This is a genomic window from Methylophaga sp. UBA2513 (genome assembly GCF_002341285.1).
In the GTDB taxonomy this organism is placed as follows: Bacteria; Pseudomonadota; Gammaproteobacteria; order Nitrosococcales; family Methylophagaceae; genus Methylophaga; species Methylophaga marina.
In genome coordinates this window covers 61022-86420 of the sequence record NZ_DDNT01000020.1, presented here as the reverse complement: position 1 = coordinate 86420, position 25399 = coordinate 61022, and the positions used below count along the sequence as shown (strand labels likewise).

At 44.3% G+C, this 25399-nt stretch carries 19 protein-coding genes; 8 read left to right on the top strand and 11 right to left on the bottom strand.

What is annotated here, in order from left to right; genetic code table 11:
• The first annotated feature begins 2 nt into the window (after positions 1-2).
• The 3 genes from B3V56_RS12120 to B3V56_RS12110 are packed head-to-tail and all read left to right on the top strand — an operon-like array spanning position 3 to position 4342.
• On the top strand, positions 3-3644 hold the full coding sequence (locus B3V56_RS12120; RefSeq protein WP_289284338.1) for a pilus assembly protein: 3642 nt from the start codon (positions 3-5) through the stop codon (positions 3642-3644).
• A gap of 10 nt (positions 3645-3654) precedes the next feature.
• Entirely contained in the window at positions 3655-3948 is a 294-nt protein-coding gene (locus B3V56_RS12115) for a hypothetical protein (RefSeq protein WP_289283776.1), read from the top strand.
• Complete coding sequence (locus B3V56_RS12110; RefSeq protein ID WP_289283775.1) at positions 3941-4342, top strand: type IV pilin protein; 402 nt, start codon at positions 3941-3943, stop codon at positions 4340-4342. The genes B3V56_RS12115 and B3V56_RS12110 overlap by 8 nt, the downstream gene beginning before the upstream one ends.
• A gap of 68 nt (positions 4343-4410) precedes the next feature.
• On the opposite strand, the gene B3V56_RS12105 is transcribed toward B3V56_RS12110, so the two are convergent.
• The 9 genes from B3V56_RS12105 to B3V56_RS12065 all read right to left on the bottom strand — a co-directional run bounded on the left by B3V56_RS12105 (position 4411) and on the right by B3V56_RS12065 (position 16573).
• On the bottom strand, positions 4411-7749 hold the full coding sequence (locus B3V56_RS12105) for a retention module-containing protein (RefSeq protein ID WP_289284337.1): 3339 nt from the start codon (positions 7747-7749) through the stop codon (positions 4411-4413).
• 220 nt (positions 7750-7969) lie between these two features.
• A complete protein-coding gene (locus B3V56_RS12100) occupies positions 7970-8410 on the bottom strand; it encodes a hypothetical protein (RefSeq protein WP_286305635.1) in 441 nt (146 codons plus the stop codon).
• Positions 8407-9024 (bottom strand): nucleoid occlusion factor SlmA, encoded by a 618-nt coding sequence (gene slmA / locus B3V56_RS12095; RefSeq protein WP_289286507.1) that lies wholly within the window; start codon positions 9022-9024, stop codon positions 8407-8409. The genes B3V56_RS12100 and slmA overlap by 4 nt, the downstream gene beginning before the upstream one ends.
• Positions 9021-9920, bottom strand: coding sequence for an acetylglutamate kinase (gene argB / locus B3V56_RS12090; protein ID WP_289283771.1), 900 nt, complete (start codon positions 9918-9920; stop codon positions 9021-9023). Before argB ends, slmA begins: the two co-directional genes overlap by 4 nt.
• 20 nt (positions 9921-9940) lie before the next feature.
• A complete protein-coding gene (locus tag B3V56_RS12085) occupies positions 9941-12775 on the bottom strand; it encodes a phosphomannomutase/phosphoglucomutase (RefSeq protein WP_289283770.1) in 2835 nt (944 codons plus the stop codon).
• 21 nt (positions 12776-12796) lie between these two features.
• On the bottom strand, positions 12797-13252 hold the full coding sequence (gene dut / locus B3V56_RS12080) for a dUTP diphosphatase (RefSeq protein WP_286305640.1): 456 nt from the start codon (positions 13250-13252) through the stop codon (positions 12797-12799).
• Positions 13224-14453, bottom strand: a complete 1230-nt coding sequence (gene coaBC / locus B3V56_RS12075) for a bifunctional phosphopantothenoylcysteine decarboxylase/phosphopantothenate--cysteine ligase CoaBC (RefSeq protein ID WP_289283769.1) — start codon at positions 14451-14453, stop codon at positions 13224-13226. Before coaBC ends, dut begins: the two co-directional genes overlap by 29 nt.
• A complete protein-coding gene (locus B3V56_RS12070; protein ID WP_286305642.1) occupies positions 14450-15808 on the bottom strand; it encodes a YihY/virulence factor BrkB family protein in 1359 nt (452 codons plus the stop codon). The genes coaBC and B3V56_RS12070 overlap by 4 nt, the downstream gene beginning before the upstream one ends.
• Before the next feature lie 6 nt (positions 15809-15814).
• Positions 15815-16573, bottom strand: a complete 759-nt coding sequence (locus B3V56_RS12065) for a Nif3-like dinuclear metal center hexameric protein (RefSeq protein ID WP_289244595.1) — start codon at positions 16571-16573, stop codon at positions 15815-15817.
• A 57-nt stretch (positions 16574-16630) separates the two neighbouring features.
• Here B3V56_RS12065 and B3V56_RS12060 point away from each other — a divergent pair, with 57 nt between their 5' ends.
• Positions 16631-17308 (top strand): DUF4126 domain-containing protein, encoded by a 678-nt coding sequence (locus B3V56_RS12060; protein WP_289283767.1) that lies wholly within the window; start codon positions 16631-16633, stop codon positions 17306-17308.
• Here B3V56_RS12060 and B3V56_RS12055 read toward each other — a convergent pair.
• Positions 17305-18138 (bottom strand): CheR family methyltransferase, encoded by an 834-nt coding sequence (locus B3V56_RS12055; protein WP_289283766.1) that lies wholly within the window; start codon positions 18136-18138, stop codon positions 17305-17307. The genes B3V56_RS12060 and B3V56_RS12055 overlap by 4 nt on opposite strands.
• Before the next feature lie 114 nt (positions 18139-18252).
• On the opposite strand from B3V56_RS12055, the gene B3V56_RS12050 reads away from it, so the two are divergent.
• The 4 genes from B3V56_RS12050 (at position 18253) to cynS (ending at position 22732) form a co-directional block, all read left to right on the top strand.
• Complete coding sequence (locus B3V56_RS12050; RefSeq protein ID WP_286305646.1) at positions 18253-19083, top strand: SDR family NAD(P)-dependent oxidoreductase; 831 nt, start codon at positions 18253-18255, stop codon at positions 19081-19083.
• A gap of 35 nt (positions 19084-19118) precedes the next feature.
• On the top strand, positions 19119-21224 hold the full coding sequence (locus tag B3V56_RS12045; RefSeq protein WP_289284335.1) for a putative bifunctional diguanylate cyclase/phosphodiesterase: 2106 nt from the start codon (positions 19119-19121) through the stop codon (positions 21222-21224).
• Between the two features lie 175 nt (positions 21225-21399).
• Positions 21400-22242, top strand: a complete 843-nt coding sequence (locus B3V56_RS12040) for a formate/nitrite transporter family protein (protein WP_289284334.1) — start codon at positions 21400-21402, stop codon at positions 22240-22242.
• A gap of 49 nt (positions 22243-22291) precedes the next feature.
• Entirely contained in the window at positions 22292-22732 is a 441-nt protein-coding gene (gene cynS, locus B3V56_RS12035; RefSeq protein ID WP_286305649.1) for a cyanase, read from the top strand.
• Positions 22733-22791: 59 nt separating this feature from the next.
• Here cynS and clpB read toward each other — a convergent pair whose 3' ends face one another.
• Positions 22792-25377: an ATP-dependent chaperone ClpB gene (clpB, locus tag B3V56_RS12030; RefSeq protein ID WP_289284333.1), complete on the bottom strand. Its 2586-nt coding sequence runs from the start codon at positions 25375-25377 to the stop codon at positions 22792-22794.
• Between the last annotated feature and the right edge of the window lie 22 nt (positions 25378-25399).

The window sequence follows — 25399 nt, the reverse complement described above, 5'->3', positions numbered from 1 at the left end:
ATATGAATAAATTATCCTCTTTCACAGCGCTCGTATTATTGGGTATTTACTCGCTGACATCTTCAGCAGCTAATCTCAACATCAGTAATGTGCCACTCTATCTCGGTGGTGTGGTTGCACCGAATATCATGTTTACACTTGATGATTCAGGTTCCATGCAATGGGAGGTCATGCCTGATGAGAATTTACATTATGCGAATTACCTGTTCCCTAGACCGTCCAGTCTTTATGGTGGTGTTACCTACAGTAACCAGGTACCAAACTTTGATGACGATAACGTCCATAACTTCTTTTCACGCTCATCTGTCAACAACGCAGTGTTCTACAATCCAGATGTGACTTATGTGCCTTGGAGTAAGGCTGATGGCACGAGTATGGGAAATGCGAATCCATCAGCTGCGCTATATAATCCGGCCGATCCTTCACGTGGAAGTATCAACTTAAAAACTCAACAAACACAATATTCATGCTGGTTCAAACATGGCAGTAGCCTCGGTAGTGCTTATGGAGACCCATGCAATGGTAACCATAGTTTTTGGCCCATCACATACTACAAATACAATGGCAGCGCTTCTGACTCAGAGGCATTGCGATTAGATCGCTCTCGCTATACACGGGTAAGAATTACCGACTCCACTTCAGCTAGTACAACATTCACCAGTCCAAACGGTACGACTCGAACTCGTGATGAAGAAATACAAAACTTTGCTAACTGGTTTCAATATTACCGCTCAAGAATTTTGACAGCTCGTGCTGGTGTAGGCCGCGCATTTGCCACCCAATCTGAAAATTCCCGTGTCGGTTTTGCTGCAATAAACGAGGGTAGCCGCACTATCGATGGTGTCAGCAGTAACAGAGCTCTCATCAGAGGCGTCAGAAAATTTAGCGGTGCAAACAGGACCGCATTTTACGATAACCTCTACGATCATGTGATTAACAATTACGGGACACCTCTCAGATCAGCTGCAGCCAGTGTAGGCCAATATTACGAAAGAACCGACAACAGAGGACCATGGGGAGCTACCCCAGGTACTGATGACTCCTCTACTCACCTGACTTGTCGTCAGAGCTATCATATTCTTACTACAGATGGCTACTGGAATGGCGGCAGCCCTGGGCTTGGAAATGTCGATAATAGCAACGGCACCGCCATCAGTGGTCCCAATGATGACGATTATACGTACATTGCATCTCCCCCTTTCTCTGACTCATGGTCAAATACACTGGCTGATACAGCCATGCACTACTGGAAACGGGATCTTCGGACAGACTTAGAAAATGAAGTACCAACCAACACAGAAGATCCAGCATTTTGGCAACACATGGTCACATTCACCGTGGGGCTCGGGGTCAAAGGCTCACTCGACCCAGAGAATGATTTAGACGCTCTTTCAGCCACCCCTCCGACCAAATCATGGCCTGACCCGGGAAGTTCAAACCCAGCAAAAATAGATGACTTATGGCATGCTGCAGTCAATAGTCATGGTAATTTTTTCAGTGCTGCTGATCCTGATGAGTTTGCCGAATCACTTGCTGGCATTTTACAAAATATCACATCGAGAACTTCGTCCTCCGCTGCTGTTGCCGTTAACTCGGGTGCCATAACTAGTGACAGTAAAGTCTATCAAGCCCGTTTTAACAGTGGCGACTGGACAGGACGACTACTAGCGTTTGGCTTTGATGACGATGGACAATTATTACCTTCAGCATTGTGGGATGCTGCTAATAAAATTCCAAGCGCTAATCAACGTGTGATATTCACCTCTGATGGTAATAATGGTTATGCATTTGACTGGAATGCATTGAATTCTAGTCAAAAATTATCATTAGGTAGCGAAGATGTATTGAATTATCTGCGTGGTAACCAATCGAAAGAACAGAGTAAATCTGAGGGTATCTATAGAACACGAACTAAATTACTTGGCGATATTATTAATTCCTCTCCAGTGTTACTTGGTCCTCCTAGATCAGATTATTACGATCAATGGGGCAATAGATCAGAAGATGATGAGCCAGAAGATTCTGTCCTATATTCTGAGTTTGTCAGCACCTATCTGAACCGAACCGCTATGATTTATGTAGGGGCGAATGATGGTATGTTGCATGCGTTTGATGCTGATTCTGGAGTTGAAAAGTTTGCCTACGTCCCGAATAGTGTCTATGACAACTTGAAAGAATTATCATCCCCCAGCTACTCACACAAATATTACGTTGATGCCAGTCCGACTGTTGTGGATGCCTTTTTTGATGGCAGCTGGCATACAGTACTTGTTTCAGGTCTTGGTGCGGGTGGTCAAGGTTACTTTGCCTTAGATATTACGGATCCTTCAGCATTTTCAAATGAAACAGAATCAGCTAAAAAAGTGTTGTGGGAATTTACCGATAAGAATGATCCCGATATGGGATACACCATGGGACAAGCAAATATTGTTCGTTTGAATAACGGTAAATGGGCGGCCTTATTTAGTGGCGGGTACAACAATACTTTTGATAATGACGCTGATGGCAGTGCAAATAATGCAAGCCATGACAGTGAAGATGGCAATGGTTATATCTATATCGTAGATATAGAAACCGGTAGCCTGATTCGTAAGTTTGATACACAAACAGGCAAAAATGAGGATCCAACCGAACAGTTTAGACCAAATGGAATCGCCACGCCGACAGCTATCGACACAAACCAAGATGGCACCACCGATCTGATTTATGCCGGCGATATGTTTGGTAATGTTTGGAGCATTGAAATTGGTAGCAATAATAAGAATGACTGGGACTTTACATACAGAGATGCGGATACTAATAAGCCACTGCCGTTATACTCGGCGTGTTTCGGGACAAGCTGTAACAAAGACAACATTCAACCAATTACAACACCAGTTAAAGTAGAGCTTCATAACGAAAAAAATGGCTATTTACTTTTATTTGGTACCGGTAAATATTTTGAAGTTGGCGACAATACTCCGGTTGATCAAGTTACACAAAGTTTTTACGCTATTTGGGATCCGAGAGTATATGATGCTGATACATCCTCCTATACACGTTATGCATTTTCTCGGGCTCAACTCAATAAACGGGCAATGGCTGAATTTACGATTCTAGGCACGAATTATCGGACAATATCGGCCTCAGAATCAGATAAAATCATTAACTGGGGTACAGCTAACACTGATGACCGAGGCTGGTATGTTGACTTAGTCAGTGCATCATCAGGTGAAAATAGTGGTGAAAGACAAGTTTCTGAAGGCATTATCCGAGATGAAAAAGTGATCTTTACGTCACTTGTTCCATCAGAAGATGCATGTGATTTTGGTGGTAGTAGTTGGTTAATGGAATTAGATTATTACACGGGACTACCTCTGAACTATCAGCCGCTGGATATCAATGGCGATGGTGTGATTGATGCAAATGATCTCTATGTAGATACTGATGGTGACGGTGAGCCAGATACCGAGGTGCCAGTTGTCGCAGGTAAAGGCTATGACAGTATCATTTCTCCACCTAAAATCAGCAGACGTGTTCCTGGTTCTGGCTCCACTGAAGTGAAATTTATGAGTGATGCCGAGACAGGTGAGCTTATTTTAGAAGAAGAGTCTTCAAGTGAGGATGCGATAGGAAGACGATCTTGGATTCAACTGACTGATTAAGGACATATGTATGTTTAAAAAAAATTATTTAACCATCCTCTCTGTGTTATTAATACCAATGTCAGTACTTGCACAGACTTTTAGTCAGAGTGGAACAGTAACGGACTCATCGCTATCCTCAGATAGATTAGTGATTTCTAATCAAGAGTATCTTATCGACCATAATACGGTTGTGCATGGTCTTGCGCCACAAGGGGAAAAAGGCCCCATTGTGAATGAAGACACAGCTATAGGCTTTAACACGAGTCGTGGTGCTGATGGCGAGCCCCCCTATATCACTGAAATATGGTTATTAAATGAATAACATAAAATATACAGAAAATGGATTTACACTCATCGAGTTGATGATTGTGGTTGTCATTCTAGGCATCCTTGCTGCCATTGCTTATCCGTCTTACCAAGAGCAAGTCAGACAAACTCGACGAGCTAATGCTCAGGCTGATTTAATGGAACTGGCAAGTTATATGGAAAGGTATTACACAGAAAACTTTACTTACGTAGGCACACTGGGTGCATTACCTTTTGCTCAGTCACCTAAGACTGGAACAGCCTATTACAATATCGTTGTAGCAGCGAATCCTACGGCGACAAGCTATCAATTAGTGGCAACAGCCCAAGGGAGCCAAGCAAATGATATCAACTGCACCCCCCTGACAATAACTCAGACAGGTGCCACTGGTCCAGCTGGTTGCTGGTAGAAACATATAAAATAACCCAGTAAAAAAGCCGACTAACGTCGGCTTTTTTACTTTTCTCATATACTGAATTAACTTTGATCTACTTGTATCTGACCACTAGTAATCAAAGAGTTGATAATATCTGCATTTGACATACCAGATGCATCACTACCAACCAGTTGATCAATACTGGTATTTTGCAAGGTGATTGTTTGTGTCATATCACCACCATCGCCTTCTGGGGTTAACGAAAGTACAACGTCGTTACCTTGTTCAGCGACTGAGATATAGTCGGTAATATCATTACTTTCTTCTCCCTGCAGAATATCAGAAAGATCCAATACATCCCCTTCACTGTCATTAAAATCAGTGACGATATCAGCAGCAGGGCTGGCAGCTGAGCCTTGATCACCTGAGTTCCAGATAAACAAGTCAGCTCCTTCACCACCAGTAAGGATATCATTGCCGCCACCGCCGACAAGGGTATCATCCCCTTCACCACCAAGTAGAATATGCTCACCATCACCGCCGACAAGAATATCGTCTCCTGAACCACCATCAAGGGTTTCCGTCACTATTGGTGAGTCATTGACTGTTGCTGTGCTTCCACCATTTACAGAGTCCGACTCATAAGACCCATCGAGACTGGTTCCATCACTGAAAGAGACCTTAAAAGGCACTTCTCGTGATCCAAAATCTTCACCTCTCGTCATCCCCCGGCCATCAGTATCAATACCGAAGGTGAGAGTCTCTCCATTCGTGAAAGTACCAGGTTCAAACGTGATGACTAGCTCATCAGTATCGCCACCTGTAACCATCTGAATGTCATCACTTGATATAGTTGAACCATCACCGAGGGTGAAGGTATAGCTATCGGTTCCTACCTGATCAAAAAAGGCATTATATTCGGCTAAGGAGATACGTACCTCCGTGACATATAATGCAGCAGCGGCTAATGCAGTCAAAGTGAAAGAAAACTGATTATCATTGCCCGTACCAGTTTGTCCTGGACTTACCCTGGCAATGACTTCTCTTTCACCTGAATTATATGTACCGCCTGTACCGCCTATCAGAACATCATTACCAGCGCCGCCATAGATAAAATCAACGTCGTTGCTACCAATTAGAATTTCATCTCGGAATGTGCCTTCCAACAGACTTCCATTCACCTGTGTAACAGAGACATTGGCAGAATCTTGTTGACTGCCTGCCTGATTCTGATAGCTGAAACTGCCGCCATTACTATTGGCATCATTGAAGGTCACACTATTACCATTGACTGAAGCACTATCGGAGTCCGATGGAGCACTAACTCCATTTAGGGAGTATGTTTCACCATCAGCACCACTATCATTAGCAAATAAAGCCCAATCAGGTATATCAACGGAGCTTTGATTAGTAATAACGACGTCATCACTGACGACTAACGTAGATAAATCCACATCGACATCGATAGTAAATGAGTTACTAGCACTATCACCATCGCCATCAGTGACCGCGTAGGTTATTTCTTCAGTGAAGGTACCACTTGCAGAATCCCCTACTGTATAGGTGTATTCACCATTATCCATATCAACCGTTAAAACACTTCCATTAGCGGTTGTAATCGTCCATACGTGTGTTGTCACATCAAAACTGGCGACAGCGCTACCGACAGAGGCTGTATTCGTGAATTGATTGTAAGTATAGTCAACACCATCGATCGTAATCTGACTAATCCAACCGCCATCGGCTCCTGCACTTGATGGGAGTCCGCCGTCGAGTAGATCGCCAGAGACACTATTGCCTGTGACAGTACTTGTTAAAGTGTCACTAAGCTGAGAAAAATCCGTCACTGTAATGACCGGGATTTCTGAACTATTGACACCGTCATAAGCTATCGGCGCTAATTCCTCAGATACAGCATCTGCCCCCATACCTAGGGCGTATGAAGTGATGCCATTATCAATTAAAAACTGTTCCCAGGCCTGTTGCTCACTGCTATCAATGCCCACACCAATAAAATTGCCATCAGCATCGGTTTGATTACTTTCATTTGGTGCGCCATCAGACATGAAGTAAGCAATATTCTGTGCACCGTCTAATTTGCCTGTATCATTAAAGGCATCTATCGCCTCTCGAATAGCATCATCATAATTTGTTTCACCAGTTGCAGAAAGTGAGTTGATGATGTCTTTTGCTGTGGCAGTGTCAACCCAGAGGCTGGTTGGATTCTCAGCATTATTGTTAAATGTCACTAAGTTCACCATGACATCACCAAGGGCTTCGTACTGCTCGATTAAGTTCAAGCTGGATTTAATCATTACTTCCAGTTTCGTCATGCCCTGAAACTCAGCAGATCCATTCATGCTGTTAGACGTGTCAAGGATCAATAGTAGATTTGTATCAACTGATTGTCCTAGCGTTGTTGCACGTTGTTCCGGATTTGCGACAGGCGCATCATCTTGCACTGTAACGTTGAAACTAGCTGACGATGTGCCACCGAGGTCATCAGTTACGTTAACGTTTACATTTATGTTTTCAACAACACCATCGACATCACGTAACGGTTGGAGAAGCTCAACGGTGTAGGATGCTTGCGAATTTGAAATATTACTGAGTGATACTGTAAAAACCTGGTTAGCTGAGTCACTAGAATCTGTTCCACTGATGTAACCTATCAATGTCCCTGTAGAACTATCCCAAACGGTGTCTATCGCTGAACCATCAAGTGTTAATAAATCAGTGGTATCACCTGTGGTGGACAAGGAAATAGAGCTTAAATCATTTCCACCGAGTTCCAAGCTAATCGTTTGTGTCGATGTTGCCGAACCACCTGATATTCCGTTCACTAGTCCGCCTTCAGAAACCAAACTGGATGGCGCCTGGATAACAATATCACCTGGTGGCGGAGGAGGCGGTGGCGGCTCAATTGGCGGTACATCAGACTGTTCAGGATCATTATCATCAATAAACAGCAGATCTGCCTCAGGAAAGTCATAAGTATTGCTGACGCCAACGGTATCAAATCCTGCCTCGGGTATTCTTTCCGGCTCTAAATAGTCGACAAAGACCGCATCATGGCCTTCATTTCCCGCCGCATTACCCGCGCCAGCAGCAGTTTCTTCAGCAGCTTGTGTAGGATCTTGCCCTTCTAAAATAGCCTGTTGGATAGCATCAACATCGTCACTGACAGACTCTTCATTATCAGCAACATCAGTATTGACTGGATCAAATACTTCACTATCCAGCAATGCTTGGGAGCTTCGGCCCAGATCCATAACACTGCCGTCTGCAAACTCGATTTCAATGGCACCTTCTGCCCCTGTTGAAATCAAATCATTGGCATAGACCACATCACCCACTTGTAGTGTTCTTACAGAACCATCCGTGGAGGTGGCTGTTACAGCGCCAATGAGCGCTTTTACAACACCAATTTCTGTAGCCATATTTATTCCCCTGATCGCTGTACTGGAATAGCCAGCACGCGTAACTTATTCATCATGCCGTAATATTGCCCCGAGAGCCTTATTTGATCTACTGTACTTTGGTACTACACCCGCCGTTAAATGTGAAACTGTTCACATTTTTTCAAATTCTTGATGGCGAATTCCTGCTTTTGAAAGCAATATCAGTACCATTAATTTCAACTAAGGGAGGAATGAGCTATCAGCTCTTGATGAGATTTTGCCGTTTTTCTTCTTTAGCTAGGTGATCAAGTACATCCGTCACTAACTTTCTAGGAATCCAGGCTTCCCCATCATGCACAACACGCACAGCTCTAACAATAGCATGCCGTTGTTCGTAAGCTACAAATCCTCGACATGTAAAAGCAGACAGCTTTAATTGTTCGTAAGTTGCAGGTTTATCGGTGATAATAATCGTTTTTGTATGCGGTGAACGCAAATTAACATAGAAGCAGAGCTCATCAGCTGAAAGTTCGTCAGTCCGGTCTGAAATGACTAGCACATCAGGCTTAGATTTTGCGATCGCTTCCAGAAGTATTTCAAAGGAAGAGTCATATAATGCATTGGTCGTAATGTTATGCTGGCTCTGCAACAGAGCGAGTTCTTTCTTTATATCAGAACCAACCAGACACACATTTATCATGCATAAACCTCAAGCATTTTTGCCAATAACTGCCATTTTTGATCCCAACCAATAAGCGGTGATTGCCGGTAACTACTTCTCACATATTGCTGCATCTGACCTTCCACCACAGCAAGTAGTAAATTAGCCGTTTCATTTACAGGCCTTCCTCCGGCCTGAGTCAACGTCAATTCGCGTTCTCTAAGGATCTGCCTAAACTGCGTTTCTAAACGGTCAAAAAATTGACTCACTCGCTGTCTTAATCGTTCTGTTTCACCCGTTAAAGCTGCGCCCATTAATACACTGGTGATCCCAGGATTTTTGGTTGAAAACCCAAGCAGAAGCGTCATGATTTTCTCAATACGGTGCAACGCAATTTGTTCGTCTTGCAAAATACGTTGAATCAAGCCAAACACCGTGTCTTCAGCGAAACCAATTAAACCTTCAAACATCCTGGCTTTACTTGGAAAATGTCTATAAAGAGCCGCTTCAGACACGCCTAAACTCGCTGCGAGCTTAGCGGTTGTGATACGTTCTCCGGGACGCTGTTCTAGTTCTGATGCAAGCGCTTCCAGAATATCCTGACGTCGTGAACGTTTTGTTTCAGCTCTACTCGTTTGCACAGCCTCGCTCATCGACCACCTCCACGAATCAAAGTCCCTACCCCTTCATCAGTAAACATTTCTAGTAAAACAGCATGCTGAACACGCCCATCAATGATATGTGCAGTCGTCACACCCGACTGAACAGCGTCTAGTGCACAGCCTATTTTGGGGAGCATACCACCATATATGACCCCTTCGTCAATTAACTCATTGACTTGCTTAGCATTTAATCCAGTTAATAATTCACCATCAGCATCTAATAGTCCGGCAGTGTTAGTGAGTAGAATTAACTTCTCAGCTTGAAGGACTTCTGCAATCTTTCCTGCCACCAAATCAGCATTGATGTTGTATGACTCACCATCTTTACCAACACCAACTGGCGCGATGACGGGAATGAAATCACTGTGTATCAGCATATCAATCACGCTGGTATCAATGCTCGCGACTTTACCGACATGACCTAAGTCGATTAATTCTGATGGTTTGATATCAGGCGACCCGGTTATCTGCAGTTTCTCCGCAAAAATTAAACTGCCATCCTTACCTGTTAAGCCCACAGCTCTGCCACCGTGATTATTGATTAAGTTAACTATACTTTTGTTAACTTGACCGCCCAACACCATTTCTACGATATCCATGGTTTCACGGTCAGTAACGCGCATACCATTCACAAATTCACTTTGCTTACCAACCCGCTGTAGTAACTCACCGATTTGCGGGCCTCCACCATGAACAATGACCGGATTAATCCCTACTGCTTTGAGTAACACCACATCTCTGGCAAAATTGTTTTTTAGGGCTTCATCGACCATGGCATTACCACCATATTTGATGACCAGTGTTTTGCCAGAAAACCGCTGAATGTAAGGCAAAGCTTCAGTTAATACCTGAGCGATATGGGTAGCACGTTGTGTGTTTAAACTCATTCTTATTAGTCTTAATTAAATTATAGTTTTAATGTCAGAGTGGGTTTCACTTGCTGCATTTGCTCCACAAACAACTGTTTGATTCTTTCTAACTCAACATCATTTGTGGCTTCAAAACGTAATGTCAACGCAGGCAATGTATTTGAAATACGCACTAATCCCCAGCCATCAGCATAATCCACACGAATACCATCAACCGTCGAAACGTCACCACCATCTGCATTGAAATTGCTTATGAGCGTCGTCATAAACCGTTTGGCTTCTGGGTAAGGCATGTTCACCATAATTTCAGGTGTTGATACACGTTGACTAATTTCAGAGAACAACTGGGTAGGTGTTCGTGACATCGGATCGGCGGCTAATAACTCGATTAACCTTGCTGCGGCATATGTCGCATCATCAAATCCATACCAGCGGTCATTAAAGAAGAAATGTCCGCTCATTTCAGCAGCCAGCGCGGCATTATACTGTCGCATTTTATTTTTGATAATAGAATGTCCAGATGGCACCATCATTGGCTCACCACCCGCAAAGCGTATCACGCCCTCAAGCAAACTCGTACTTTTTACATCATAGAGTATCGTAGCCCCTGGCGACTTTTCCAGAACATCCCTTGAAAACAAGATCATAAGTTGATCCGGCCAGATTATATTGCCTTGCGTATCGACCACACCAAGGCGATCACCATCTCCATCCACGGCAATACCCAGCTCTGCTCCTGTAGATTTCACTTCAGAGATGAGTGATTTTAAGTTTTCTGGTTCGCCTGGATTAGGGTGATGATTAGGGAACCGGCCATCAACTTCACAGTATAACTCAATGACATGGCAGCCTATTTCTTTGAGCACTTTAGGTAATACTTTACCTGCAACACCATTGCCACAGTCCACTACCACTTTAATTTTGCGCTCAGGTTTTACCTCAGTTTTTATTCTTTGAATATAGGCATCTGTCACATCCGTTGCACTGATGTTGCCTCGTCCTATTTCAAATGCACCCGTTTTAATACGGCGGTATAAGGCGTGAACTTCATCACCTTCAAGCGTTTTTCCGGCGATAACTAGTTTTATTCCATTGTAATTAGCAGGATTGTGACTGCCTGTGATCATCGCGCCAGAATGCGTATTTAAATGCTCACATGCGAAATAGACCACAGGTGTGGGCACCTGCCCAAGATCAACCACATGACAACCTGTATTGGTAACACCGCGCATGAATGCTTTAGCTAAAGGTTGACTGCTTAAACGTCCATCATGACCAACAACTAACTCGGACACGCCTTGCGCCAACATTTGACTGCCCACAGCGCGACCAATCAATGTCATCACGGGAACAGTTAACTGCTCACCCACAATACCTCTAATGTCATACGCTCTGAATATGCCTTCATCAGGCATATTCTGTGCTGACGGTGGATTCAACTCCAGTTTCTTTTCTGGTGTTAACTGACTTTGCTGAGTATCTTCATGGAAGCTTTCTTTTGCTTCCTCGGGGCCCTCATCGACTTCTAATTCAAAATTAATAGTTGGCTCAGGTGACGTTTCTTTTTCGTCTAAAGAGTCGGGTTCAATGAAGATAGAAGAATCACTCTTGTCCGTCTTTTCTTCTTCATCATTTAATTCGAGCTCAAGAACATCAGAACGGTTGTCAACGGTTTCATCAAGACGATTAGATTTGAATTCATCAGTCACCATCTCATCATCTATTTGCTGAGGGGATGTCATCTCAGCATCTTTGTTCTCGTATGGTTGGTCATAATCAATAACGTCATGATTGCTAGGCTCATTATCAGTAATTAACGACGTCTCTGTTTCAGCACTTAAGTCTGCTTCTGTTGCCTCATCATCTATGACAAAAACGCTGTTTGGTTCATCCACGGGGACGGGACGTTTCTTTTCTGGAATCGCCAATTGTTGAATAAACTCTCGAACGCCATAAAACTCCTGGAAAATCAGTGGGTATTTTGGTTTGAGTTTGACGTCTTGTAGATCATGAAGCTGCTCTTCCAGCGTATCGGCATCTGATCGTAATAATTTTTTCTGCCACCATTCTCGCACCCACCATATCAGTGCAATTAATAGCATCACGGGTAGAAATATCATCCATAGCGATACACTAGTTGCAAGCGGTGCGGCCCAGAGTTTCACTTGCCAGTATGAATTGGATATTGGCTGACTCACAACAGGATCGGCATGTTTGTATTGACTGTTGCCGAGCGTTGTCAAAATGCCCAGTGACATATCGCCCTGAGTAATTTCAACATACGCATCAGGAAGCAGTCCTGGATTAATCATTTGGATATCGACAGGCTCAAGCGCAACAGCCACCGCCGCATACTGTTGCTCATCATCAAGAGGTACTTTCGCCGCCAGTAAAATATGATCTGCCTGGCCATCCTGCATGATCATAGCGACATCAGCCTGCGCTTGTGTGTTCAGTTGTCGCAAGCTTTTTAACGAAGCATAGGTAATGGGCAGGCAAGCTTCACGTGTAGGCGACTCATACTCTTGTGTGATTAAACAGACGGCCTTGGCTGTTGGAAAAAAAGTGTTCGCCACTGTCTTCCAGTCGTCAATTTCGAAGATATTCTTAGTTTTTGCCAATTGCTTGGTTTCGTCTAACTCAGCCAGCCTCAGCGTTTGTTGCTGCCAAGCTGTAATTTGTTGCTGATAACTCGCAACAACCGCATCGATAATCTGTTGGTTATGTTGGCGCTCAGTACTTTCTTGTGCTGTGTTAGCCTTTTTATCAGCGAACAGGACGGCAATGCATAGCAATACGAGCACGGACAATAACAACATACTACTAACGAGCTTGCTTCCCAGCGCTATCGCGAGCTTATCCTTCATCGCCATGCCCATCCCCTTTGCTTACTTTTACTGACGACCGGTATGGCCAAACCCACCCGTTCCGCGCTCCGATGAACTGAATTCATCAACTTGCTCAAATCCTACCTGCACGACAGGCACAAATACCATTTGTGCAATCCGTTCACCTACACTGATCTCAAAACTATCGCTACCGCGATTCCAGCAGGAAACAAACACTTGCCCTTGATAGTCACTATCAATCAGTCCAACCAGATTGCCTAAAACAATACCGTGTTTATGACCTAGCCCGGAACGTGGCAATAACACAGCCGCCAGACTGGCATCATCAATATGAATAGCCAGGCCTGTGGGAATTAACACTGTTTCGCCTGGAGCAAGAGTGACAGACTCATCAAGACAGGCACGCAGATCTAAACCGGCCGAACCTGATGTTGCATAGTCGGGCAGTGCAATCGTGTCGCCAAGGCGAGGGTCAAGAATTTTTAATTGAATTTTTTGCATAGAATCTTTTTATTATTAATGTCATCAGTTCTCGCGCCAACTGAGTTTTAGGCATCAGTGGCAATGTTTGTTCACCATCATTCCATATCACATGCAAAGCATTGTCATCGACAGCAAACCCCTGTTTTTGTCCAACCCAATTCGCTGCGATCATATCGAGCTTTTTACGTTCTAATTTCGACTGTGCATATTCCACCAGGTTTTGTGTTTCTGCAGCAAAGCCAACAACAAATGATGGCCTATTGTGGCTTGTCGTTACAGCCGACACAATATCTTTTGTTGGCTGGAGTTCTATTTGTAACGGCTGTTTTTCTGTTTTTTTGATTTTTTCTTGCTCAAACAGTTTAGGTCGGTAATCAGCCACTGCGGCACAGCTAATGAAAATATCACATGATTCCAAGCTGGCATCAACTGCATTTGCCATTTGTTCCGTCGTTTCCACATCAATCCGTTTCACGCCTGTGGGCGTTGTCAGACTGACCGGGCCGCTAATCAGCGTCACGTTTGCACCTGATTCTCTCGCCGCCTGAGCTAAAGCAAAGCCCATTTTCCCCGAACTTCTGTTACCAATAAATCTAACAGGATCTATCGGTTCGTAGGTCGGGCCAGCTGTAATCATGACGTGTTTGTCTATTAACTGGCCTGGCACCATCAACCGACTTAATTCCTCAATAATAGCCAAAGGCTCGAGCAATCTACCTTCTCCCTGTTCGCCGCAAGCCTGGTCGCCACTAGCAGGACCAATCACATGAATGCCGCGATGCCGCAGCAAGCTGAGATTGCTCTGTGTGGCAGTGTTGGACCACATTTTATTATTCATGGCCGGGGCGACAGCAATTGGCGCTTCAGTTGCCAGGCAAACAGCACTCAGTAAGTCGTCAGCACGACCGGCAACCAGCCTCGACAGGCAGTCAGCGGTTGCCGGGGCAATCACTATCCAATCTGCCCAACGAGCTAAGGCAATATGTCCCATTGCGGACTCTTCATCAGCGTCCAACAAGGTCATCGCTACAGGATGCCCACTCAATGTCTGCAATGTCAGTGGTGTAATAAATTCGGCCGCGCCATGTGTCATGACGACACGCACTTCAGCACCAAACTCTTTCAATCGACGAATTAAATCTGCGGCTTTATATGCAGCAATACTTCCTGTAACGGCGACAACAATTTGTTTGTTTTTTATGGATGAAACATTGCTCATTCGCCATCTTTCCTCATCGCAAGTTCACGCAATGTTAAATCGCCTAAGACCTCGGCTTGAGCATCACCAATGTCTTTAAGTAATTTGTTCACATCTTTATCCATCATACCTTTGACATGATAGGCACTGTTCTCTTCGGCAGTGCGTAAACAGTTCAATAATGCTGCTACCTTGATTGTTGCCACATCACGCGAGGGCACATAACGTGTTTCATCACCAGCAATTTCAATAAGAAACCCGCCTTTTTCAAGACTGGTGAGTAAATCCTGAACAGCATTATTCGTCAGTCCGGTTTGCTCTTCCAAGTGTTGAATCGTTAGCGGAGGTTGATTTTGACAAAATCGTCTCGCAATCACTGTCATCAGCCAAAGTCCTTCTCGTTCCCGTAGTCGAGGACTTAATATCAACGGTTTACCTGCTAGTTTAACCAACTTAGGATGCTGAAGATAAAAGGCTACCTGAGATCCTGTTAATAGGATGAACCACGCGAGATATAACCAGATCATAAAGAAAAACAAAATAGCAAAGCTGGAATAAATCGCCGTGTAGTTGGATGAAGAAGCCACAAATTTGGCAAATACGGTGCCGACCCCAATCCATAAAGCACCCGCCACTGAAGCACCAATCAATGCCGGACTGAATTTCACTTTTGTGTTCGGTATAAAGGTGTATAAGAACGTAAATGCCGTGATAATCATCAGGTAAGGCAATAGCTTTGTGCCTATCACCAGCAATGTGCCAAAAGGCTCGATACTGCTTAATTGTTGAACAAACTCATGGTTTACAACGGTTGCCACCAGTCCCAATGCTGAAAAAATCAACACCGGGCCAATCATCACCACGCTCAGATAATCCGTAAAACGCCGGGCGAATGATCGCGATCGCTTTACACGCCAGACAAAATTGAACGCATTCTCAATTTTCTGGACCAGCGCAATAATGGTGTAGAACAACATCGCCACACCAATTGATCCTAAAACGCCGACTTTGACGTTCTGCACAAAACCAATAATATTTTCCGTTATTTCGGGACCACGTTCGCCCAGCGGCTCCAACAAACTCAATAACATCGGTTCCATTTGGTTGTGAACACCAAACGCTTTCAAAACAGAAAACGCAACAGCAATTAAGGGGACCAAAGAAAGAATGGTGGTAAACACCAGACTCATGGCACGTAAATTCAACTCACCGGTCGCCAGTTCACGAATCATGATATATGTGACACGAATGGCATTGACCCACAAACGCCATAATGGCGAAGCATCTTCAGCAATGTCTTGCCACAAGGTTATTTCAAAAAAACGTTCAATGCGAAGGCGCTGTTTTTCATAAAAATTTAGAATGGAATTAAACATAAGAACCTAAACCGGATTATCGATATCAATAAAATGATGAGTGATTCCAAACTGTTCCGCCAGCCGTTCACCCAATGCTTTCACCCCATAGCGCTCCGTGGCATGATGCCCCGCCGCCATGTAGTTAATACCTAATTCACGTGCTATATGCACAGTTGGCTCAGAGATTTCACCACTGATATAAAGATCTAACCCCAGTTCAGCCGCCTGCGCTAAATACCCCTGAGCGGCACCAGTACACCAACCAACCGTATTAATTTGGCGATCATGCCCTTGTATTACCAGCGGATCTCGTTTGAGTTGTTGTCGAACATGACTCGTGAACGCAGCTAGAGATACAGGCTCGGGTAGACTCCCACATAAACCTATTGCTGGATCTCCCATACCTGAAATTCGCCCATCAACTTCGATGCCTAACAATGCAGCAAGCTGGGCATTGTTACCTAAGTTTGGATGAGCATCCAAAGGCAAATGATAGGCGATTAAATTAACTTCATTTTCCAGCAATAATTTTAATCTGCGCTGCTTCATACCGATTATTCGGGCATCTTCTCCACGCCAGAAATAGCCATGATGGACGATGACAGCATCGGCATTTCGATCTATTGCTTCCTCCAACAAAGCTTCTGAAGCCGTAACACCGGTCACCAGCGTTGAGATATCCTCACGACCTTCAACCTGGAGACCATTCGGGCAATAATCATTAAAACGCTCAGGCTCTAAAAGTGTATTGATGTAGGCGAGAAATTCAGTTCGGGTTATCATCGACTCAAATCCCTGTGGCTAAGTAAGTCATCACTATAACAAAATGGAGAGCCATCAATGGAAGCAGTCAACATTATTGCACTCAGTATGGGTGCTGCATGGGCAAGCGGGATCAATCTCTACGCCACTATTTTTATGCTTGGTTACATGGGAATCACCGGAAATATTGTCTTACCTGATGAACTTCAGATTCTAACTGATCCGATGGTGATGGCCGCCGCTGGCTTTATGTACTGCGTAGAATTCTTTGCTGACAAAATTCCAGGTGTCGATTCCGGCTGGGATACGATGCATACCTTTATCCGAATTCCTGCTGGGGCGATGCTAGCCGCAGGCGCCGTAGGTGATGTCAGTGCAGCTGCTGAATTAAGCGCCGCGTTATTAGGAGGCAGCTTAGCGGCTGGCAGTCATGCCACCAAGGCAGGTGGTCGTTTATTGATTAATACCTCTCCCGAACCTGTGACGAATTGGGGCGCCTCTATCAGCGAAGATTTATTAGTGATTGCAGGTTTATGGACGGCGCTTCACCATCCAGTACTATTTCTGATAATGCTTGTTGTGTTTGTTGCTTTGATGATTTGGTTACTGCCAAGACTATGGCGCTTGCTTAAAGCTATATTCAGTAAGGTTGGCCGTTGGCTGGGCCTGACAAAAACACCAGAAAGCAGTATGGGCGAATCAACAACAAATACTGAAGACACACCAGTCAAAAAAATCGAGCACGATCCAAACTAATCTTTTTTACGATAAACGGTGCTATGTGGCGTACGAACGAGATCAAAGGCATCGGTGTAACCACTAATTGTTTCTGACGCCCCAAGGAAGAGATAGCCACCTTTGTTGAGTGATTGCGCCATTCGCTGCAGAATGTCTTTTTTGCGATCGGCCGAGAAGTAAATCAGTACATTTCGACAAAAAATAATGTCGAACTTGCCTAAGGTGCCAAAGCTTTGCAACAGGTTCTGAGGTCTAAAACTCACTCGCTGCTTGACTTCATCAATAACACGCCAGCGCTCTCCCTGTTTGGTGAAAAACTGTTGGCGCCGTTGATCAGATAAGCCGCGACCAACGGCCACATCCTCATATTCTGCTTTTTTTGCCTGCACTAACATCGAACTGGAAATATCTGTGGCGATGATTTGACTTGTGGCCAGTCTACTTGACGATACTTTTCGGCAGTATTCACTTAACATCATGCTGATGGTATAGGGTTCCTGCCCAGATGAGCATGCGGCCGACCATATTCTAAGCGACGTTCCTCGCACCTTCTCTAATTCGGGGAAAATCACCTGACCAAGGGTCTCAAAAGGCTGAACATCTCGAAACCAAGACGTCTCATTGGTTGTCATGGCATCAATAACCGCATCACGCAGATGATGGGGCTGACCTCGCTCAACCGCACTAATCAACTCTGACAAGCTTGTCATCTTTTCATCGCGCAACAGACGCGTCAGTCTGCTGACAATGAGATATTGTTTGCCATCCCCGAGAAGAATACCGCAGGCATCTTCTAAGAAACGCTTAAAGCGCTGGTAATCAATATCCGTTATTTCTTGCGTCTGCATAGTGTCTCAGGGTTAAGTGTTAAAAGAATATATAGCATATCGGACAACAGACTTAAACATTTACCCTAACATCCGATAAAGTGATAAATCATTTCGTAAAGATGAAGTAATCAAATGAAAACATGTCTCATCACAGGCTGCTCCAGCGGCATTGGTTTATGTGCCGCCATCACATTACATCAGCGTGGCTATAAAGTCGTGGCCACGGTACGTCAGGACAGCGACAAAGCAGCGCTTGAGGAGCAAGGTATCCATACCATCATTATGGATTTAGCGGATGAAAACAGTGTGAGCGCAGGTTTTCAACAAGCATTAAACTATCTTTCTCATCAACTGGACGGGCTGTTTAATAATGCTGCTTTTGGACAACCAGGTGCCGTTGAAGACTTATCACGCACCGCACTGACAGAACAGTTTGAAACGAATGTATTTGGTACACAACAGCTAACCAATCTGGCTATCGCTCATATGCGCCAACAAGGCTATGGACGCATTATTTATAACAGTTCGGTCTTGGGATTAATCGCCTTAGCTTACCGGGGCGCCTATAACGCCAGTAAATACGCCATAGAAGGTTTGGCTGATACCTTACGAATCGAACTCCATGGCTCTGACATCCATGTCAGTCTGATTGAGCCAGGCCCAATCAGCAGTCGTTTTCGCGACAACGCCTACGCAAAGTATATGCAGCATATTAATAAAACTCACAGCGCTCATCGCCAAACTTATGAAGCGATGGAAGCCAGACTCAAGAAAAAAGGCCCAGCCGCCCCTTTTACGCTGCCTGCAGATGCTGTTGTAAAAAAATGTATTCATGCCTTAGAAGCTAAAAAGCCTAAAAGACGTTACTACGTCACTTTTCCTACTTATCTTTTTGCATATAGTAAGAGACTACTGCCAACAGGTGTACTAGACTGGATGTGCCGTAAGGTCTCCGATAGCTAGCTTGAAAGGATGCGTATCATGAACGAGCTGTCATCATGAGAAGTACCAGACACTCCAATTCAGTCTCCATGACTCAAAACTGGATTATGGTAAGCAGTGTTTTATCCGCTGTCATAGCGCTTGGTACTTTCTTCTTAATACGTTATTTTTTTCCGACATTTTCATCTATCACCTGGATTGCAGGAGCACTGAGTGTTCTCTCTTATTTATGTCTCACTCTATTGTTTTCTCGCTACATTATTCGCCCTCTGCAGTCAGGCATCGATGAGATAGGTCAACTGACTCTCTCCATCCCACTGGTTGCCAGCAAAAAATACATTGAGGCCCGCGAGCAATGTGAAAAAATCGATGAAGTCCAGTCAGACCCGGCCATCTTGAAGCTGAAACAAGCGCTGTGTGATTTAGCTAGTATGCTTGAAGCACTGGAAAGCAAGGTTAGTCAACGTAATAAAGCGGTATTTAGAGCCCATCAAGCCTTGAAGAGTGAACGCGATTTCATCACACAACTTGTTGATACCGCTCAAATGATTGTGATGACTTCAGACGATCAACACATCATTCAGTTATTCAACCAATATGGTGAGCAATTGACCGGTTTTAGTCGTGACGAAGTGGAAGGTTCGGATGTCGCACGTTTTTTCCCTCCTGGTCACTGGTCCGAAACCGATCATATTCTGAAAGAGCTGCTACTTGGTAACATCCAAATTGCGCAGCAAGAGGCTGAACTTGTTGATAAAGCAGGACATTTAAAACAAATCTCTTGGTTTCATTCACGTGTAGAAAGAAATAATGAAACAACACTGATTCTCTCTGTGGGTCTTGATAATACACAAACCCGAGCAGCTGAAAAGCGTATCGTCTGGATGGCAGAACATGATCCATTAACGGATTTATGTAATAGAAGAAAGTTTACTGAAGAATTCGAAAAGTCATTGCAAACAGCCATTCGTTATCAACATAACAATACGCTTTTGCTACTGGATTTAGATCGCTTTAAAGATATCAACGATACCAGTGGCCATCGAGCTGGTGATGAAGCCTTAAAGCTTGTCGCAAAAACCCTCAATAGAATCACACGTTTTACTGATTTTGTTGCCAGGCTAAGTGGTGATGAATTTGCGATTATCATGCCGGAAAGTGATGAAGCTGGCGCCATCACTCTGTCGAAAAAGATACTGGCTGAGCTATCAACCATTCATCTGAATTATGCGTCTGTGCGTCATACCATCTCGGCCAGTATTGGTATCGTCAACTATCCCCTACAAGATGCCACGACCAATGAACTTATAGGCTTTGCAGATTTGGCCATGTATCGAGCGAAAGCTAACGGCAAAGGTCGCTATCATGTTTTTTCATTGGATGATCAAAGTCGTGAACAGCTACAAAAACGGGTTTATTGGAAACAAAAAATCGAAGAAGCCTTGGAAAATCATCTCTTCGTTCTCTATTTCCAGCCCATACTCAATCTGAATAATAATAACATTCAGCATTATGAAGTCCTGGTCAGAATGCGTGATCCCGCCACCCAAGAAATCACTTTACCCGGCAAATTTATCGAAATTGCTGAAGAAGTCGGACTCATTCAAAGCATCGACCATTATGTTTTACATCACAGCATAAAAAAATTAGGCGAACTACAAAAACAAGGTTCTAAAGTAGAGTTTGCTATCAATCTGTCTGGTGCCGTGGTGGATACCCCCGTTTTATTGCCCTATCTAAAAAAATTAATTAAACGCTTTGATGTGGACCCTACCGCCTTAATTTTTGAAGTTACCGAAACGGTGGCGGTTTCAAACCTGTATCAAGCTAAATTAATGATGACCGCCATCAAAGCGCTGGGATGCCGTTTTTCACTGGATGACTTTGGCGTTGGTTTTGCTTCATTCAATTACATGCGGGAACTGCCCATAGACATCATTAAAATCGATGGTATTTTTATACAAAATCTGGATATCAATAAAGACGATCAGCTCTTTGTTAAAGCATTAATTGATGTAGCAAAAGGGCTTGGTCGCCAGACCATTGCCGAATATGTCGAGAATGAAGCCATACTCCACATTCTACAAAGATACGGGGTCGACTTTGCTCAAGGCTTTTATATTGGCAAGCCCCAACAAGATTTATTACCCGAGTCAGATTAAATCTTACTGCCCTGCACCATGCAGGGACAAAATATTCAATATGGTGCAAAAAACCAGCACTCCCCCAGACAAAAACACCACTATCACACTGATATATAAAGCATTATTAAACTGGCATAATAAATGCCAATTTAAATCTACCTTACTTTTTTAGTTCTGTGGAGAAATAAATGCCATGTCTTATATAAGCCCTGGTGAGTTTGTAAAAACAATGGTGGATGCTGGTGAGTCAAAATTATTCATGGCCACCCGAGATGTGTTGATTCGTTCATTTATGGCTGGTGCCATTTTAGCCATCGCCGTCGCTCTGGCTGTGACGGCCGCTGTACAAACCGGTATTCCAATAGTCGGTGCTTTAATCTTCCCCGTCGGGTTTTGTATTCTGAATTTATTAGGGTTTGATTTATTGACCGGTGTGTTTGCACTTGTGCCATTAGCTTTATTTGATAAACGCCCAGGTGCGACATTCAATGGTTTACTTAAAAACTGGGGGCTAGTCGCTCTGGGTAATTTACTGGGGGCATTAACAACCGCGGTGTTGATTGGCATTGCCTGGACCTTCGCCTTCACAACCGAGCCCGGTGCAGTCGGACAAGCGATTGCTAGAGCGGCTGAAGCGAGAACGCTTGGCTTTGCCGAACACGGTGCAGCAGGTTGGTTTACCGTGTTTGTCAAAGGCATTTTATGCAACTGGATGGTGTCTGTTGGTGTGGTCGGTGCCATGTTATCAAAAGACGTGATTGGTAAGGTCATCGCTATGTGGATGCCGATTCTTATTTTCTTTGGTCTGGTATTTGAGCATGCTGTCGTCAATATGTATTTATTCCCGCTGGGAATGATGATGGGTGTACCTATTACTATTGCTGACTGGTTAATCTGGAATGAAATCCCCGTTATTTTAGGTAATTTAGTAGGCGGTTTATTGTTAACCGGCATGGTGCTTTACGCCACTCACCTTAAACCGGGACCTACTCGTAGCCGTGTTATCGAGCCGGCTAATAAAGTCACCGTTAACTAATATTGCATTCGTTAATCTGTCGATATCACTTAATAATGCGAGAAATAAGATGAACAAACTGGATATGACTCAAGCCATCATGGTGGCTAAAGAAAGTAAACAGCTTCAGTGGGAAACGATTGCCAACACCATCGGTATGTCCACTGTGTGGACCACTTCAGCTTGCATGGGCATGAATAGCATGCCAGCCGAAAAAGCACATGCCTTATGTGAACTTTTAGAACTACCAGCCGAAGTCAAAACAGCACTTGAGGCTTACCCGATCAAAAGTTGGGATGAGAGCGTGCCTAAAGATCCATTGATTTATCGCCTCTATGAAATTGTTGGCGTATATGGCCCCACTCTGAAAGAAGTCATTCAAGAAAAGTTTGGCGATGGCATTATGAGTGCCATTGATTTTAATATGTCGGTAGAGCGGGAACACGACCCCAAGGGGGATCGTGTTGTTGTGACAATGAATGGCAAATTTTTACCTTATAAAGCCTGGTAAGTTGCCCCTTGGTGAAGGGAGATAAACCTCGGTTTTCTCCCTTCTTTTTTTCTCATGTTTTAGTGAAGCTTCAGTTCTTTGAAAACCAGTTTATCGGCTTCAACATCGATATTGACGGTATCACCCGCTGAGAACTTACCTGACAATAAGTCCTGCGCCAGAGGGTTTTCAATCTCCTGTTGAATCACACGTTTCAGTGGTCTTGCACCATAGACAGGGTCAAAGCCTTCTGAAGCAATCAAATCCAATGCCTCATCAGATAACATCAGCTTCATCTCACGCTCGGCCAGTCTTGCACGCAGATGAGATAACTGAATCTCAGCAATCGCACGGATTTGCGCCTGTTGTAATGGATGGAATACCACCACATCATCAACCCGGTTGATAAACTCCGGACGGAAATGTTGTGCCACAATCTCCATGACCGCCGCCTTCATGGCGTCATAATTTTCTTCACCGGCCATTTCCTGAATCACGCTTGAGCCTAAATTAGAGGTCATCACAATAACGGTATTACGGAAATCCACTGTACGCCCCTGTCCATCAGTCAAACGGCCATCGTCCAACACCTGAAGCAGGATGTTAAAGACATCCGGATGGGCTTTTTCCACCTCATCTAACAAAATGACAGAATAAGGTTTACGTCTGACCGCTTCCGTCAAATAGCCACCTTCCTCATACCCAACATAACCAGGCGGCGCACCGACCAGACGAGCGACGGAATGTTTTTCCATAAACTCAGACATATCAATTCGAATCATCGCGTCCTGTGTATCAAACAGGAAGTTAGCTAGTGATTTACATAATTCTGTTTTACCCACACCTGTAGGCCCTAAAAACAGGAACGAGCCATTGGGACGTTGCGGATCAGATAAGCCTGCTCGACTACGACGAATCGCATTGGCCACTGAGGTAACCGCTTCATCCTGACCAATCACGGTTTCATGTAAGGCGTCGTCCATTTTCAGCAGTTTGTCACGTTCACCTTCCAGCATTTTAGAAATGGGAATGCCCGTCCATTTGGACACAACTTCAGCGATTTCCTCTTCACCCACTTTGTTACGTAGCAGAGTGAACTCCTGCATCTCAGCTTCTGTCGCCAGTTTCAGCTGTTTTTCCAACTCAGGAATACGTCCGTATTGTAGTTTCGCCATTTTTTCATAATCAGCATTACGATTAGCTGCATCAAGTTCAAGACGCGCTTTTTCCAGCTCTTCTTTTACGTGCTGACTACCGTGAAGTGATGCTTTCTCAGACTTCCAGACTTCTTCCAGATCAGTATATTCTCTGGCCAGTTTTTTCATCTCGGTCTCAAGCGTTTCCAGACGTTTTTTGGAGGCATCATCACTTTGTTTTTTCAGTGCCATGCGTTCAATTTTTAATTGAATCAAACGACGTTCCAGGCGATCTAACACCTCTGGCTTGGAATCGATTTCCATACGAATGCGACTGGCGGCTTCATCAATAAGGTCAATCGCTTTATCTGGTAACTTTCTGTCTGTAATGTAACGGTTGGACAAGGTCGCCGCAGCCACAATCGCCGGATCCGTAATATCGACACCATGATGGACCTCATAGCGTTCTGTCAGCCCACGTAAGATGGCGATGGTCGATTCGACAGTAGGCTCACCAACGAGCACTTTTTGGAAGCGACGCTCTAAAGCCGCATCTTTTTCCACATACTGACGATATTCATTTAAGGTGGTGGCACCGATGCAGTGAAGTTCACCACGCGCCAGTGCGGGCTTGAGCATATTACCGGCATCCATCGCGCCTTCCGCTTTACCGGCCCCTACCATGGTATGGATTTCATCAATAAACAGAATAATCTGACCTTCTTGTTTCGATAGATCATTCAAAACAGCTTTCAGGCGTTCTTCAAACTCACCACGGAATTTAGCACCGGCAATCAAAGACCCCATATCCAGCGCTAAAACCCGTTTATTTTTCATACCATCAGGCACTTCACCATTGACGATACGTTGTGCTAATCCTTCCACAATCGCGGTTTTACCGACACCAGGTTCACCGATAAGAACGGGGTTATTTTTAGTACGGCGCTGTAAGACTTGAACAGTACGACGAATTTCATCATCACGACCAATCACCGGATCTAATTTGCCTGCTTCTGCTCTTGCAGTCAGATCAATGGTGTATTTCTCCAAGGCCTGCCGTTGTTCTTCTGCATTTGGATCAGTCACGCGCTCCCCTCCACGAATCTTATCGATGGCGTTATTAATCGCCGTTTTGTTACCACCATGCTGACGTAATAGATCGCCATATTGGTTTTTATCTTCTGCCAATGCCAATACAAACAGTTCACTGGAAATGTACTGATCCTGACGTTTTTGTGCCAGCTTATCGGTTTGATTTAATAACCGGCTTAAGTCTTGTGAAACATGGATATCACCATTGCCACCTTCCACTTGGGCCAGTCGTGATAACTGCTGTTCTAACTCCGCTTGATAAGCGGCTACATTGACACCACTCTGGGCCAAAATCGGTTTGACACTGCCATTTTGTTGTTGCAACAAGGCCAACATTAAATGTACAGGTTCAATGAACTGATGATCTTGCCCGACAGCCATACTTTGGGCCGCAGCGAGTGCTTCATGAAATTTACTGGTTAATTTATCGATTTGCATAAGAGGTATTTCCCCTAAAAAA